The organism is Cellvibrio sp. ARAG 10.3, assembly GCF_051846955.1.
GTDB lineage: Bacteria > Pseudomonadota > Gammaproteobacteria > Pseudomonadales > Cellvibrionaceae > Cellvibrio.
On record NZ_JBPYCU010000008.1, the window covers coordinates 201,912 to 216,624 of the forward strand.

11 protein-coding genes are annotated in these 14,713 nt (G+C 52.9%); 7 read left to right on the forward strand and 4 right to left on the reverse strand.

Features of this window, described 5'->3' with window-relative positions:
- Positions 1-106: 106 nt before the first annotated feature.
- Positions 107-2,524, reverse strand: coding sequence for an ATP-dependent helicase HrpB (hrpB, locus tag ACSV5M_RS12370; protein ID WP_439176539.1), 2,418 nt, complete (start codon positions 2,522-2,524; stop codon positions 107-109).
- A 33-nt stretch (positions 2,525-2,557) separates the two neighbouring features.
- Positions 2,558-3,271 carry a DUF6445 family protein gene (locus ACSV5M_RS12375; RefSeq protein WP_439176540.1) on the reverse strand — a complete coding sequence of 238 codons (714 nt, stop codon included), beginning with the start codon at positions 3,269-3,271 and terminating at the stop codon, positions 2,558-2,560.
- Between the two features lie 174 nt (positions 3,272-3,445).
- On the opposite strand from ACSV5M_RS12375, the gene ACSV5M_RS12380 reads away from it, so the two are divergent.
- From ACSV5M_RS12380 to ACSV5M_RS12395, 4 genes are all read left to right on the forward strand, one after another.
- Positions 3,446-4,000 carry an NAD/FAD-utilizing enzyme gene (locus tag ACSV5M_RS12380; RefSeq protein ID WP_439176541.1) on the forward strand — a complete coding sequence of 185 codons (555 nt, stop codon included), beginning with the start codon at positions 3,446-3,448 and terminating at the stop codon, positions 3,998-4,000.
- 204 nt (positions 4,001-4,204) lie between these two features.
- Positions 4,205-4,708, forward strand: coding sequence for a DUF6795 domain-containing protein (locus ACSV5M_RS12385; RefSeq protein ID WP_439176542.1), 504 nt, complete (start codon positions 4,205-4,207; stop codon positions 4,706-4,708).
- A 1-nt stretch (position 4,709) separates the two neighbouring features.
- Positions 4,710-5,888 carry a lipase family protein gene (locus tag ACSV5M_RS12390; RefSeq protein ID WP_439176543.1) on the forward strand — a complete coding sequence of 393 codons (1,179 nt, stop codon included), beginning with the start codon at positions 4,710-4,712 and terminating at the stop codon, positions 5,886-5,888.
- A gap of 7 nt (positions 5,889-5,895) precedes the next feature.
- The gene (locus tag ACSV5M_RS12395; RefSeq protein WP_439176544.1) at positions 5,896-6,411 is read left to right on the forward strand and encodes a hypothetical protein; all 516 of its coding nucleotides are present in this window, start codon (positions 5,896-5,898) and stop codon (positions 6,409-6,411) included.
- 36 nt (positions 6,412-6,447) lie between these two features.
- On the opposite strand, the gene ACSV5M_RS12400 is transcribed toward ACSV5M_RS12395, so the two are convergent.
- Positions 6,448-8,484 (reverse strand): TonB-dependent receptor family protein, encoded by a 2,037-nt coding sequence (locus ACSV5M_RS12400; protein WP_439176545.1) that lies wholly within the window; start codon positions 8,482-8,484, stop codon positions 6,448-6,450.
- Between the two features lie 246 nt (positions 8,485-8,730).
- Between ACSV5M_RS12400 and ACSV5M_RS12405 the strand changes: the two genes are divergently transcribed.
- On the forward strand, positions 8,731-11,217 hold the full coding sequence (locus ACSV5M_RS12405) for an EAL domain-containing protein (protein ID WP_439176546.1): 2,487 nt from the start codon (positions 8,731-8,733) through the stop codon (positions 11,215-11,217).
- 24 nt (positions 11,218-11,241) lie between these two features.
- Here ACSV5M_RS12405 and ACSV5M_RS12410 read toward each other — a convergent pair whose 3' ends face one another.
- Positions 11,242-12,102, reverse strand: coding sequence for a DNA ligase (locus ACSV5M_RS12410; protein ID WP_439176547.1), 861 nt, complete (start codon positions 12,100-12,102; stop codon positions 11,242-11,244).
- Positions 12,103-12,448: 346 nt separating this feature from the next.
- On the opposite strand from ACSV5M_RS12410, the gene ACSV5M_RS12415 reads away from it, so the two are divergent.
- Both ACSV5M_RS12415 and argF read left to right on the forward strand, forming a co-directional pair.
- Positions 12,449-13,612, forward strand: coding sequence for an acetylornithine transaminase (locus ACSV5M_RS12415; protein ID WP_439176548.1), 1,164 nt, complete (start codon positions 12,449-12,451; stop codon positions 13,610-13,612).
- 85 nt (positions 13,613-13,697) lie between these two features.
- Complete coding sequence (argF, locus tag ACSV5M_RS12420) at positions 13,698-14,615, forward strand: ornithine carbamoyltransferase (RefSeq protein ID WP_439176549.1); 918 nt, start codon at positions 13,698-13,700, stop codon at positions 14,613-14,615.
- Positions 14,616-14,713 lie beyond the last annotated feature (98 nt).

Here is a 14,713-nt window from a genome sequence, read left to right on the forward strand (position 1 = left end):
TAAAGTATAGCCAAGTTTAGCCAGCCCAAGTGAGAGTTCCACAGCAATTTACGCGATAAGTGCCGTAACGAACATAGGCCTCCGACATAAGGATAAATCCGCCAGGTTATACCGGCGGATTATGCTGCAAACGTTTTTTTGTTAGCGCCGTTGCCACATGCTCGAGCGGATTATCCGGCCAGGGATGACGGGGATAACGCCCCCGCATTTCTTTTTTTACCTCCGGGTAAGCCTGCTGCCAAAAAGAACCCAGATCGGTTGTGATAGCCAATGGACTGCCGTTGGGAGACAACAAATGAATGCGTAAGGGTATACGGCCCTCTGCCAGCCGCAGATCGCTGCAACCAAAAAATTCCTGCAACTTGGCGGATATTTCCGGCGTGGCATCGGCAGCAAATGCCAGGCTGACCTGGCGGCCGCTGGGGAGCTTGATCGCATCGGGTAAGATGGCCTGAATCGTCTGGCAATTTTCATAGCCGAGATAAAATTCCAGGCCCGCACGCCAGGGCAAATTATCCAGGCGCGTTTGGGCCGTCAAAAACGGTTGTAACCATGAGGCTAAAGAAGCCATCAAACTGGCATCGTCGAGTGATGGAAGTGCGAGCAAATCGTAGCGCGCTATCAATCTGGCGCGTTGCAATAATCGTTCGGCGTCGGGCGTCCATGACAGGCCGTGCAAGCCTTTTTCATCGATGATCGTTTGCACATACCCGAGCAACGCCGCTCCCATCTCATCATCAGCGATAGCCTCGGTTTGCTCCGCAACGATTACACCACCCATCTTCCATTGTAACTGGCGTTGCCATTGATATTGTTTAAAAACCAGTTGGGTTTGCCGTTGGCTGAGCTGGCGTTGCTGTTCTGTGGTTAAGGTTAATTCGATGCCCAAACCCGTGTGGCCTTTTGCACGCGCTTGTATCACCGGAAAAATCGCCCAGGGCGTATCCAGCGCAGGAGACGGCTCGATACTGATTCCGGAATTTAGTCGGTAGCGTCCTGAGTCCTGGCGGAAGCCGATGCGATCATTGAAAGCCATTGCCAATGATTGCGCCGGTAAATTTGCGTGCGGTTTTACCTGAACCTGTAAGACCGCCAGCCAACGCTTTTTTTGCAGTCGCCAATGCGACTGGCGCTGCAGTTCCTGCGCCGCCTCGGCCAGCCAGCCCGCGATATCGGTTGCCGGATTTAATTCAAAATGCAGAGCCAAAGCGAGCAAGAGTATGGGCTCAGGTAGCTCGCCTGCGTGAACCACCGACTGCAAGAGCGCGGCAATGCGCGGGTGGGTACCCAATTCGCTGACCTGCTCACCGGCGGGCGTCACCTTGCCGGCGGCATCAAGCAAATGCCACAGATGTAATTGTTGCTGCGCTTGCACCAGAGCCAGATGATTGGGTGTCTCAAGCCAATTCAATTGTTCCGCCCCACTCCCCCAATGCGCCAGGCGCAACGCCAGAGGCAGATAATCTGTGGTACGAATCTCCGGTAAATCGGCAGGCGCCTGAGGTTGATCCTGGGACCACAGGCGAATACATTGCCCGGCCTGGACGCGGCCCGCCCGGCCGCGCCGTTGGTCCGCACTGGTCTGACTGATACGCGCCGTGCGCAAACGCGTAATGCCTGTGCGTTGCTCGTACTCCGCACGCCGCACCAGACCGGAATCGATCACCAGCGTGACATCGGCAATGGTCAGCGATGTTTCGGCAATATTGGTGGCCAGAATCAGGCGCGGACCTTGAGCGGGATCGAGCGCTTGCAGTTGTTCCTGCGCGGTTACGCGGCTGTGAAGACGCACAATTCGCTGCGCGGGAAAACGCTGCCCGACGGTTTGGGCACAGGCTTCAATATCACGCCAGCCCGGCAAAAAAACCAGCGTCGTTTGTTGTTGCCAATGAGCGCAGGATTGCAAAGCGCGCAGCAAATGATCTTCAAGTTTTTCCACTTGACCGTAGGCATTTTGCTTTGCCGGTAAATAATCTGTGGTCACCGGAAAGCAACGGCCCGGTGCAAACAAACGCTGGGAAATCTGCCGTTGCAACGCGGGGTCCGGCGTTGCACTCATCAACACCAGTTGCAGGTCATCACGCAAAATCTGGACTTCTTGCAACAGCGCCCAGGCGAGATCCTGGTTGACGGCGCGTTCGTGGATTTCATCGAGCATCACCATGCCAACCCCGTTGAGCAGCGGATCGCGCAACAGGTGTTGCAATAAAATACCCGGTGTCATCAGTAACAAGCGTGTGCGGTTGCTACTGCGATTATCGTAAGGCACCTGGTAACCCACGGTTTCACCGGGCGCCTCACCCACCAGGCTGGCGAGGCGCACCGCCAGCGCCTGGGCAGCCAGCACACGCGGTTGCACCAGCCACACTGAGTGCCCTTCACCGATGGCATCCAGTGCCCACAAGGGCGCTAGCGTCGACTTACCGGCGCCCGGCTCGGCCTCCAGCAACAATGTCCCCGCCCGAAGGGTTTCCATAAAGGACGTGCGGTGAGCACTCAGCGGTAATTCAGGTAAATTCATCATCAACTTTCAGACACCAGCGGGACCAGAGCGAAACTAGTCCCGACAGAAAATAAAGGTATTTATGGATAAACGTCCACGACGCGGATCAGCATCAAACACAAAATCCTCGGGAATATTACCGGAATGAAGACTGGTGCAAGGATAAATAAGAATACGATTAAACAACGCACCATATTCCGCTATCTGTTCAAACAATGGCGTACTGCCGTTCATATACCGCGCGGGTAAGTCACCCTGTTGTTTTACCTCGGCTTCCAGCGTCGCGCGATAATGTGCAAGCCGCGAATGATCGACAAATTCGTAGCCAGTTTGGCGGTGCCGATAAAATGCTGTGCTCCCTTGCGGACCGGAACATAAAAAATGCACAGCGGCCAGTTCAGCACGTTTATTGGAATCATAATGCGGAATACGGTGGGGTAGTCGCAAATGTTGAGGTGGTGTCATGACCATCGAAAAATCCGCTTGCGCCCCGGTAATGTCCTGTTCGTCCAAATCAAACGTTCGGTAAATCAAATCTCCCAACAGCTGGCGGAGCGCCACCAGATATTTGTCCGGCGCCGGTGAGCGCACGCCGGGATATCCCGGCCCCGCCAACTGGAACTGGCCGAAACGGATCACATAATTCACCAGGCTTTCGGCGTTAGTGAGAAAATTATCAATCACCAGAACCGGCTCGCCCTCTTGCCCCACCCGGTCTACCCGATAGCGAAAATGCTCATGCAGCTGTGCAGTCGACTGTTGATACATAAATTATTCGTCTTTAGCTGATTTTTGTTAGAAGTTCTTATTCTACCAACACCGATAAAACGCGGAATATTTGCGCTTTATAATGAGTCTAGTGTTTACGATCCGTTTATCTCAGTACTCAGATCGCCGTTGTCAGGAGGCCGCACAATAACCATGATCCCCGAAGGAGGATTTATGAAGCGCTTTTACTACATCAGCGATGATCTTGATGATCTTGCACAAGTAGAACAGGAACTTGAAATGGCGGGTATTGCGAAGCCGCAAATCCATGTGTTCAGCCATGACGACGCCGGCGTTGAACAGCGTCACCTGCACAATGTACAAGAATTTATGAAACGGGACGTCGTCCATTCCGCACTGTGGGGCGCACTGATTGGTTTCGTGGCGGCTGTACTCATTTTACTGGCAGCCCATTTTTCCGGTATCGCCGAGCGCGTCCATTGGGCCCCTTTCCTGCTGCTTGCCCTGGTGGCCTGGGGTTTCTGCACCTGGGAAGGCGGACTGTTCGGCATGCATGTTCCGCATCACGAATTACGCCATTTTGAAGCGGCCTTGAAAGAAGGAAAACACATTCTTTTTGTCGATGTAGAACCGAACCAAATTGATTTGTTATCCAGCATTCATGCACGTCACTCCCATCTGAAACCTGCCGGCCAAGGCACATCCACTCCAAGCTGGGCAATCCTCTGGCAAAAAAAATGGCATGACTTTATTCAGGCTATGCCATAACCACACCATGGCCGCTGCCTCGCAGCGGCCCGCCTCACATAAACTCCCGCCATCTCTCAGCTGTGAAAAATATCACATTTTTCAGCAGATCAGACTTATCTTTGCCACCATCTTGGCAGACAATGCAGGCTCTCTAATCGGTCAGTCTGGTTAGCAGGCTGACCGGGTATTCTTATTCCGATGCATTTTCGGCGTGGTGGCAATGTGAGCAATTCACGTATTTTACATATTGTGGTGTTATCACTTTCTTTGATGGCTAGTGGGGTGTTTGGCATGAGCTTAACGGACGCAGGCAAGGTATGTTTGTTTTCCGGTATTTCCGGTGTGATCACGTTGGATGGTGAGCCGGTCGCCAATGCGCGAGTTGTGCGCAAGGCAGATCGGGATGGCGAAAAACAGGACGAAACCACCACCGACGAGCAGGGGCACTTTTCCCTTCCCCCGATGTTTGAACGAACCATCGCCAAATATCTACCCCAGGAATTTGCAGCCTCTCAGGACATCACCGTGTTTCATGGTGATCAATCCTATTCGATCTGGCGCGGCGTGAAACGCAAACCCGAAGAGAATACTGAGTCGCGTGGAAAGCCCCTGGTGGTCGCATGTGAATTACATGCTGAAGAGAAGATGATCAAAGTCAACAACTCGCCCATCATCAGTTTATGCACATGGGACGTCGAACCAGACCCAATCGAAAAGGTATTTTGATATGGCCGAACTCACAGCTTTCCAGGCAGCAAGATTAGCGGATGATGTTTACTCTCTGACCCGACTTCCCACCTTGAAAGATGCCGTCACTTATTTGAACGGAGAATACGGAGAGGTATTCAATTTTTCAGAGCAGAGTTTATTAAAAGCGAAAACAGGAGGTCCCTGGTTCATCAAATGCCGCACGGCTTTTGGCTTCACATTACTAGGACAAGGTTCCTTAAAAGGCCATGCATTTTTTCTCTTTCGCGGCACCCAATATTTAGCAGACTGGCTTACCAATCTCAACATCAGCGTTTCCCGCTCGTCATCCGGACAACCGGTTCACGACGGCTTCAAACGCGCTTTCTTCACCATGGAACCAAAACTTAAAGAGTTCATGGCGATTGTTGCTAAAAATAATATCTCTCACATTCATTGCATTGGTCACAGCCTCGGTGGTGCGCTGGCCACGCTTTGCGGTGACTGGATCAAGAGTGGCTATAAGATCAAGCCTTATATTTATACCTTTGGCAGCCCACGGGTTGGGCTATATGGTTTTGCGGACTTCTGTACAAGTAGTATTGGTGCTGAGCGCATATTCCGGGCCTACCACAAAACCGATATTGTTCCCTGTATTCCCATCTGGCCTTTTATTCATACACCAAATTCGGGCCAGGATTATTTCCTTCCATCGCCCGGCATCGTGCCCATGGCTGAATACCATGGGATGAATCACTACATTGATTCTGTCAGAAACAAATCCTGGCCCACCCTCGCCGCACTGGAGTCAGAAAGAAAAAGTGATGACGGGATTGTTCGCTGGCTTAAATCCACATCTCCCATTGGATTAACCATTACGGCATTGGAGTGGTTAAACCAAGCTCTTGTGTATGTGTTAAGGAAATGCCTGAAGGGTGTTGCCTGGGCAATCTCGGGGGCTTTCGGCACCTCGTTTACCCTGATGGACCAACTGGCTTATGTGTTGAAGAAAGGCATTGATATTTCAGAAAATGTTTCTTCACTGGTACTGAACCTGATCAAGAAGATGATGGAAATCCTGGGAATGAAAAAGGTGCTCAAGGCGGCGGAGCTGACCCGGGAATTTATCCGCTCCATCTTCCTGAAGCTGCAACAGAAGGTGAATGATTTTACCCAGGCCGCATTGAGCAAGGTGTTGGTGAAAGGGCGCGCTGTCTAGCATACCAATGACGCCTGCCAATTTATTTTATTACAGCCTGCTGGTGTTTATCGGCACTTTCGGGGCAATGCTATTTTGCTTCGCCGCCACCAAAGCGTCGCAGAAACGACTTAACAGCCCACGCCATTCGCTGGAGATAAAATCATCGCCGGTATTTTATTTTATGAGCGGTGCCAGTTTTATCGCGGCGCTCAGCATTATCGGTATGGGCGCCAGTGGAATCTGGTATGGGGTCAGATGGATTGCGCCATTTTTTACGTTTCATTTCACGCCCGGCAGACTCGCCATGGTGAGTATTGCAATCGGCGTATTCCCACTGGCTGTGGGTTTACTGGCGTCACTCATTGCCAGACTGCTCGGTTGTCAGCTCGACGAGGGTGGTGTCAGCGAATGTAAAGTGTGGGGCCGCGATATCGGCCCACTGCTGTATGCCATGTTTGTGTTTACCTGGATGACGATGTTCACCATGGGGTTTGCGGTGTTTGGTATCATCGGCAGTGTGATCTGGGCATTTATGCAATAAATACCCAGCCTCCTGCCGTAATCCCGTTTGGTGTTTTTAGAATCGATACGCCACATCAATACCCGCACTAAAATGTCGTCCCGGTGCGGGTTCAAATGCGCGGCCATTGCTTTGGTTAACAATCACCGAACCGACATATTTTTCGTCGGTAAGATTGGCCAGTTTCATCCAGCCCCCCAGCGCCCAGTTTCCCCATGGCAATTGACTACTGAGTGCAATATCCGCCGTCGTCGACGCAGGAGCAAAGGTCTCGTTTGCATCGCTGGTGGCGACGCGCGCGCGGTGTTGCGCAGCCAGGGATAATGTCAGCCGTTCATCCATCAAGGGTTGCCAGCGCAACTGCGCATAATGATTTTCCCGCGCAACCCCCGGCAGGTTATTACCTTGATATTCCCCTGCGCTGTATTCAGCATCAAGATAATTAGCACTCAAGCGCAACGACCAGTTATCAGCAAGGGAAATATCGCCAGACAATTCAATGCCCTGTCTTTCTGTTTCGGCCGCATTGCGGTAAGTGGTCCGGCCGTTGAGCGATTGATCAACCACAATTTCATTGTTGGTATCGATAGTGAACACCGTGAGATCCATTGCAACACTGTCGCCCTGGCGATATTTAATGCCCACCTCTTGCTGGCGGTTGTCCGCTGCATCAAGCGCGGTATTAAGGCCAGTGGTGTCATTGCGATACGCAGCTTCAGTAAGCGTCGGTGTTTCAAAACCCCGCCCGGTACTGGCAAACAACGTCCACTGTTCGTCGAGCAGAAAATTCACGCCGAATGCAGAAGACCATTCAGCAAAACTTTTTTTGCCGCTGTCATCCGGGTTGCCAGTCACAACAAAATAATCGTTCACATCAAACTGCACATCGCTGTGACGCACACCGCCAAATACTTGCCAACGGGTGGCCGGTTGCCATTGCAACAGGCTGTAGATATCGCGGCTTGTTGCTTCACCCAATTCGTCGCGGCGCAGATCGCCGGCGACACCGAATTGATTGATATAACCCCGGCGTCGATCCTCCATGTGTGAAATTTCTGCGCCCAGCGTCACCGTCGCGGGCTGCGCCAGAAAATTAAAGTCACGGCTGTAATTACCGTTAGCACCTCTGAAATCACGCTGCAAATCAACCACACCGCCGGCGCTGGTAATGGCATCGCCGGCAAATCCCAAATATTGAACAATGTCCCGTTCGCCCCGCCATAACACGGTTTGCCAGCGCCCTGCGCCTCGCTGCTGACGCAACGTCAGGGATGCCTGCTGATGAGTAATTTCCTTGCGCGTATTAAACAATTCGGCCATCGGATTAGGTTGATGCGGGTCCTCGCGCCATTGCGTTTCTGTGACGCCTAATGGATCTTGCAGCAAGGGGTCGCGGCTGGTATCCAGGCGTATTACCGCTTCCACACCGGAGTCGCCGGTGTAATACAACTGGGCACCAGCATGGCGCCGTTCAGCGCTGGCATGAGGGCGATTACCATCTGTTTCCAGGTGAGCGGCTTGCACCCGCGCGCCCCATTTACCGTCTCGCCATTGGCCGGTTATAGATTGCCGCGTCAAATTATCTTCCCCCGCTGACAGTCGAGCGCCAATCTGCGAGGTTTCCGGTACGCGAGTTTGCAATCCAATAACGCCGCCGGCCCCGTTGCCATAAAGCCCGGCCACGGGGCCGCGCAACACCTCAACTGAGGTAATTTCATCAAGCAATACACTGGATAGCTGCCCTTGTCCGTCGGGCGTCGAGAGCGGAACGCCATCCACCGATAAGTCAATGCCGCGCACACCGAAGGCCGAGCGCGCGCCAAAGCCGCGCAAGGTAACGCGGGTGTCCTGCGCGTAGTTGGAGCGGCTGTCCGCTTGTACGCCCGGTAGGCCCTGCAATATTTCTGCGCTGTCAATTCGCAAACCAGGCAATTGATCGGCAGTCTCTAGTTCAACGGTGCTGGAGGCCAGAGGCATGGAAGGAGAGCCGGTCACTACCAGTGTTTCCAGGGTGCTGGAGGACCCGGCACCGGCATTCACTGATGTGACAAATAACAATCCCGGCCATAAGGAAGCGGCATTTTTGAAGCGCATAATTCTCCCTATATATAATTGACACAAAAAATCAGGTCGACGATGTGAAATAACAGGTGAGCTATTAAGAACATCTGAATCACCAAATAGTCTCATAAGAAGACAAAATTTGGCGTTGATGTTTGCAAACTTTTACGCGATGAAATTATTTTTTGTCTTACGTGCCTCAATCTTTGATGGCATGTTATAAGTGCCCGGCAGGTTTACGGTCGCCTTTACTTTCACAAACGATGCGAGATCAACTCCATGCCTGATACGTTTGCCAAAGAATTCCAGCTGTTGCGCAGCAAATACACCAACAGCCTCGCTGAACGCGCCAACCAGATCAGCGAACTCTGGAGCATGTTGCGTTACCTCAAGTGGAGTGACCAGGGAATCCGCACGCTACAGCATCTGGCACACCAGTTGGCAGGCTCCGGAGATACTTTTGGTTTTCCCGCCATCAGTCAGGCAGCGAAACAACTCGAAACCTATTTAATTGAACACCAAAACCCTGCGCAACTTATCGGTGGCATGGAGCGCAAGATTATTGATGAACACATCAAACAGTTAACCCATCTGCTGCGCGATGCGGGCCAAGCATCACCGGAAACGCCCGCACAAACAGCCACCACAGCTGAACCGGTAAAACAGGGCCACGATAAAAAAATCTTCATTGTGGATGATGACACCGCGCTCTCTGCACTGCTGGCGGTTTATTTGCGTAATGCGGGGTTCATCGTAACCACCTTCGAATCACCGGCGACCTGTATTCAGCAGTTGGATCAAGGTCAGGGATTGCCGGACGCCATTTTAATGGATCTGCTTTTTCCAGCCGAAGGCCGTTTCGCCAATCCGATCCCGGGCATCACTGCCCTGCAGGAAATTCACCAGCGGGTGGGCGAAGGCATTCCGGTCATCCTGATTTCTTCTCGCAGCGATCTCAACGCGCGCTTGCAGGCATTGCGCGCGGGCGGTGCCGGCTACCTGACCAAACCGCTGGATTTCCCGGCGCTGGTCAAAACACTCCTGGCGGCCATTGAGCAACACGAGCCAATGCACCGCGTCATTATTGTGGACGACGACCCGGCCGTGGCCGAATTTCACGCCGGCATCTTGCGCAATCAGGGCATGGAGGTGATGTGCATCAATCAGGCGATGCAAACTTTTCAACGCGCCGCGCAATTCAAACCGGCGTTGATGATTCTGGATATGCATATGCCCGATATCAACGGCGTAGAGCTGGCGACCCTGTTGCGCCAGGAACCCCTGTTTACACTGTTGCCTATTATTTTCCTGACCGCTGATCATTCAGAAAAATTGCATCAACGGATACAGGCACTGGGGGTAAATGCATTACTGACAAAACCTGTCGAGCCGGCGATGCTGGTGCAAGAATGTCAAGCCGCCTTGCATAATACGCAACTGCTCAAAAGCCGAATTGAACACGTGATTCGTAAACGCGACAATCATCAGGTTACCCGCCACTTTTTATTCGCGGCGATCGAAAATGAATTACAGCGTGCACATGCATCTGCGCAACCGGCGGCGGTTTATTACATCGCTGTGGATCAATTGGACAAATTGGATAAAACCTACGGTTATTCGGGCATGGCCGAACTGCACGAAGCCTTTTGCCAGCGGCTGGCCACCACCATCGGCAGCCAGGAACAATGGGGAGCCATTGCTAACCTGACCGCCTGCGTATTGGTTTCGGCGCGGACACCAGAGCATCACCAGCAACGGGCCAAACACATTGTCCAGCGTCTTACGGCGGACCCGTATCTCGTGCAAGGCGAGGAGCGCCAGTTACACGTCAGGATTGGTATGGCCTATCTGAATTCACCGGACCTCAGCGTGAACGATGTCATTTATCATGCGGAGATGGCCCGGGATTCTGCACAGCAAGCCAGCGCTGGTGCTGTCATGCAGATGCCTGCCGAATCGGTGAATAAAGTACATGCACCACTTGCCGACACCGTCATCAATGAACCTTTACTGGAGATCACAGATAATTTGCCGAGAGAGAAATTGGCCTTGTCCTATCAACCCGTGGTGAATCTCACCAACAACGACATCAATCACTACGATGTGCTGGTGCGTTGGCGGCGCGAAGACGATGAATTGATCTCTGCAGCGAAATTTCTACACCGTATTGAAAACCCAAAATTATTGGTTGAACTGGATCGCTGGATTTTACAAAGTGCTGTCAATGCGATGATGGCCGATAGCAGCACGCGCGAAAGCGCTACCCTGTTTTTGCATCTTTCCACCCACACACTGCAGCAGACATTATTTTTTTCCTTTGCCACAAACCTGATGCGCAACACGCGTTTGCGCGGCAACCGGCGGATTGTTTTTATCCTTGAGGAATCCTGGGTTATTGCTGAGCTATCAACGGCGCGAACCCTGGTCAACGCGTTGCGGGATGTCCACTGCGGCGTATGCCTGTCACGTGCGGGCGAAACACCCAATACGCCGCACGTGCTGGACGACATCCAGTTTGATTACATTCGTCTTTCTCCTCTGGTAACTGGGCAGTTGGCGGAGCATCAGGAAAATATTGCGCAAATAGTCGCCGTAGCGCAGACGCAAGGTACCCAGGTCATCGCCACACAAGTTGAAGATGCCCGCCACCTGGCCGCACTGTGGCAACTGGGTGTAACCCTGTTCCAGGGATTTTTTATCCAGCCGCCGGGCAATGTTTTCTATAAAAAAGCTGAACTGGCCTACACCAAGGTCCATGAGATTTAGCGAACCGGCCTGTAATTTTTATTTTCACAGTTCATCCCGCACGCGCAGGAAACTGGCAAAGCGCGGCAATTGGGTGCTGGTCTTGCCGAAGTATTTATAGGTAATCGTGCTACCTATCGGCGGCGGATCAGCGCGTTGCGCATCACTGAAACCGGTGCCGATCTTGAAGCGCCGCTGATCCGGCATCTCCACCAGCAAGGCGCCCATCATCCCCAGATACTTTCCTTTGCCCGGCATATGCGCGATGACCACAGCCTCTGCATCCTCGTAGGTTTTTAGCTTCAATAAATCGTCGGAGCGGGCGGCCCGATAAAGCGAGGTGCCGCGATGTAACATCAGTCCCTCACCGCCCCGGGCGACGACCTGTTCCAGGTCATCCATCAACGCCTGCTCGTTATTCACCTTGTACTGCTTGACCAATTGCAACTGGTCGATCCCCTGTTCAGTGATCAGTTGCGTCAGGCGGGCAAGGCGCTCATCAAAGGTCAAATCAGGTACCGGCATATCGAATACCATATAACGGACCTTGCGCCACTGGGCATCATCCGGCATTTGCTGGCGAACGGTACCGGACAGCTCATCGAAAGTACCCCGCCCCATCCACAGCTCGCCATCCAGGGGTGTATCCGGAAAGCCAGCCGTAAACCAGGCCGGCGCCGCAAAACGGTTGCCCTGACGAGAGATAAGCTGGTGCCCATCCCAATAAGCGCGGACACCGTCCAGTTTTTCACTGACCCACCACTGTGCAAGATCCTCTTGATCGGAATACACCTTGGCCAGTAACAATCCCGGCGCATCGGCCAACACCGGCGGCATGAATAAAAGTAACAGCAGGTAAACGCTATAGATAAGGCGGGAACAAACAGGAAAAATGACTGACGACATGGGTAAGCTTCCTTGATAAGTATGGGCTGATCAAACGGCCCGGAATCCTTTGTATTAAATAACTTTGCATTAATAGAGAATACAACGAGTCGGCAGTCTAAAAGCCCGTCCATGAAATGTCACCCCTGGATTGCTGCGCAAAGCCGCCCTGGATGCCGCGGCAGTGATTTGCCAAGCTGGCCATTTGCTTATACTATTGCCGCCTTAGTCTTTCCCGCAGGCAGCCCAGATGCTGCCTGTTTTGTTTTAGACTCTCTGGTTTATATCCCATTTCGCCTGACAAAAGCCTGTTCCTGTAACGGGCTTTTGGCGGTTTTGTTTTTGGTACTTTTGCGTGGAGATTGTGATGGCAACGCTGATGAACACCTACGGCACCAGAACCCTGACCCTGACCAAGGGCGCAGGCAGCCGAGTGTGGGATGATCAAGGCAAATCCTATCTGGACGCCATCAGCGGTATTGCGGTCTGTGGCCTGGGCCATGCCCACCCGGCTGTAACGGCCGCCATCAGCCAGCAGGCAGCTACGCTGCTGCACGTCTCCAATCTGTACAACATCCCCCAACAACAGCGGCTGGCGGATTTGCTGATCGAGCAATCCGGCATGCAAAAAGCGTTTTTTTCTAATTCCGGCGCCGAAGCCAACGAAGCGGCCATCAAGATCGCGCGCAAATATGGCAATGATAAAGGCGTAAAAAATCCCGCCATCATCGTCATGGCCAACAGTTTCCATGGCCGCACCCTGGCAACCCTGAGCGCGACCGGCAACAGCAAAGTCCAGATCGGCTTCGAGCCTCTGGTGGAAGGTTTTATCCGCGTTCCCTACAACGATGTGGCCGCCGTCGAGGCTGCTGCCAACGAACACGCCAATATCGTGGCCATCCTGGTTGAACCGGTGCAAGGCGAAGGCGGTGTGCGGGTACCGGCAGCAGACTACCTCAACCAACTGCGTGCAATCTGCGACGCGCACGATTGGTTGTTGATGCTGGACGAAATCCAGACCGGCAACGGGCGCACCGGCACTTACTTCGCTTTCCAGCACAACGGCATACTGCCGGACGTCGTCACCACCGCCAAAGGACTCGGCAATGGGATGCCCATCGGCGCCTGTCTGGCTGCCGGCAAGGCAGCGGATGTGCTGCAACCGGGCAACCACGGCACCACCTTTGGCGGCAATCCTCTGGCATGCAGTGCCGGGATCGCCGTGATCGAAACGCTGAAAGCGGAAAACCTGGTGGCGCGGGCCCGGCACCTGGGCGATAAATTACTGGCTGATTTCAAAGCGGCGTTGGCCAATCATCCGAAAGTTGTCGATATCCGCGGCAAGGGTTTGATGATCGGCATCGAACTCAATGCCCCCTGTCCTGAGCTGGTCGAAAAAGGCCGCGCCAAGGGCATTTTAATTAACGTAACTTCCGTCAATACCATTCGTTTACTGCCGACGTTTATCCTGACTGATGCAGAAGCGGAGGAGCTGGTCACGAAAGTGGTCGAACTGGTGACGGAGTTTTAACCAGGTGCGGGAGTTCTTCATCCCGCACTGTAATGAAAGAGCGCGAGGGCTTTTTTTATCGCGCTCCGTAGAAGAGTAGGCAATTATGGTTCCCTCAAAGGCACCGAGACATTTTTTAACCCTCAACGATATTTCGCGCGATGAGCTCAATCACATCATCCAGCGCGCGATAGAACTCAAATCTCTGCAACGCAAAGGCCAGTCGCCCGAGCTGTTCAAGAACAAAGTGCTGGGTATGATCTTCGAAAAATCATCTACCCGCACCCGCGTCTCCTTTGAATCCGGTATGGCGCAAATGGGCGGCCAGGCGATTTTTTTATCGACCAAAGATTCACAGCTCGGGCGCGGCGAACCCATCGAAGACGCAGCGCGCTGCATCTCCAGCATGGTGGATATGGTGATGATCCGCACCTTTGCCCACAATACCGTGCAACGCTTCGCCGACTATTCCCGCGTGCCGGTCATCAATGGTTTGACTGACGATTTCCATCCCTGCCAATTGCTGGCCGATATCCAGACGTTTGTTGAGCAACGCGGTTCAATGAGCGGCAAGGTAGTTGCCTGGGTGGGTGACGGCAACAACATGTGCAAAACCTACATCCAGGCCGCCGCACTGTGTGATTTTGAGTTGCGCATCGCCTGCCCGAAAGGGTTTACGCCGCGCAGTGATCTGGTAGAAGCCCACGCCGACCGCGTCAAGCTTTGTGCTACACCACAAGAAGCCGTTGCCGGTGCCGACCTGGTGGTGACAGACACCTGGGCATCGATGGGTCAGGAAGAACAAAAGAAAGAGCGTGAATTGATTTTTTCCGGTTATCAGGTCAATCGCGAATTGATGAACCACGCTAATTCCGATGCGTTATTTATGCATTGCTTACCGGCGTATCGCGGTAAGGAAGTCAGCGCGGAGTTGATGGATGATGTGTATGCGATCGTGTGGGAAGAAGCGGAAAATCGTTTGCATGCGCAGAAAGCATTGATGGAGTTTTTGTTTAATCAATAAGCGTTTCAAAGTACTTCGTAGTCCGTTTGTCATTAGGCCTTTTGTTTCGAAAACGCATGAATACATCCCTGTAGCTCCTTCAAGTCGTCCCTGACTTG

Bases quoted from the DNA above. Each gene is read 5' to 3' on its own strand.
- hrpB (WP_439176539.1), bottom strand. From the start codon at position 2,524: ATGATGAATTTACCTGAATTACCGCTGAGTGCTCACCGCACGTCCTTT.
- ACSV5M_RS12375 (WP_439176540.1), bottom strand. From the start codon at position 3,271: ATGTATCAACAGTCGACTGCACAGCTGCATGAGCATTTTCGCTATCGG.
- ACSV5M_RS12380 (WP_439176541.1), top strand. From the start codon at position 3,446: ATGAAGCGCTTTTACTACATCAGCGATGATCTTGATGATCTTGCACAA.
- ACSV5M_RS12390 (WP_439176543.1), top strand. From the start codon at position 4,710: ATGGCCGAACTCACAGCTTTCCAGGCAGCAAGATTAGCGGATGATGTT.
- ACSV5M_RS12395 (WP_439176544.1), top strand. From the start codon at position 5,896: ATGACGCCTGCCAATTTATTTTATTACAGCCTGCTGGTGTTTATCGGC.
- ACSV5M_RS12400 (WP_439176545.1), bottom strand. From the start codon at position 8,484: ATGCGCTTCAAAAATGCCGCTTCCTTATGGCCGGGATTGTTATTTGTC.
- ACSV5M_RS12405 (WP_439176546.1), top strand. From the start codon at position 8,731: ATGCCTGATACGTTTGCCAAAGAATTCCAGCTGTTGCGCAGCAAATAC.
- ACSV5M_RS12410 (WP_439176547.1), bottom strand. From the start codon at position 12,102: ATGTCGTCAGTCATTTTTCCTGTTTGTTCCCGCCTTATCTATAGCGTT.
- ACSV5M_RS12415 (WP_439176548.1), top strand. From the start codon at position 12,449: ATGGCAACGCTGATGAACACCTACGGCACCAGAACCCTGACCCTGACC.
- argF (WP_439176549.1), top strand. From the start codon at position 13,698: ATGGTTCCCTCAAAGGCACCGAGACATTTTTTAACCCTCAACGATATT.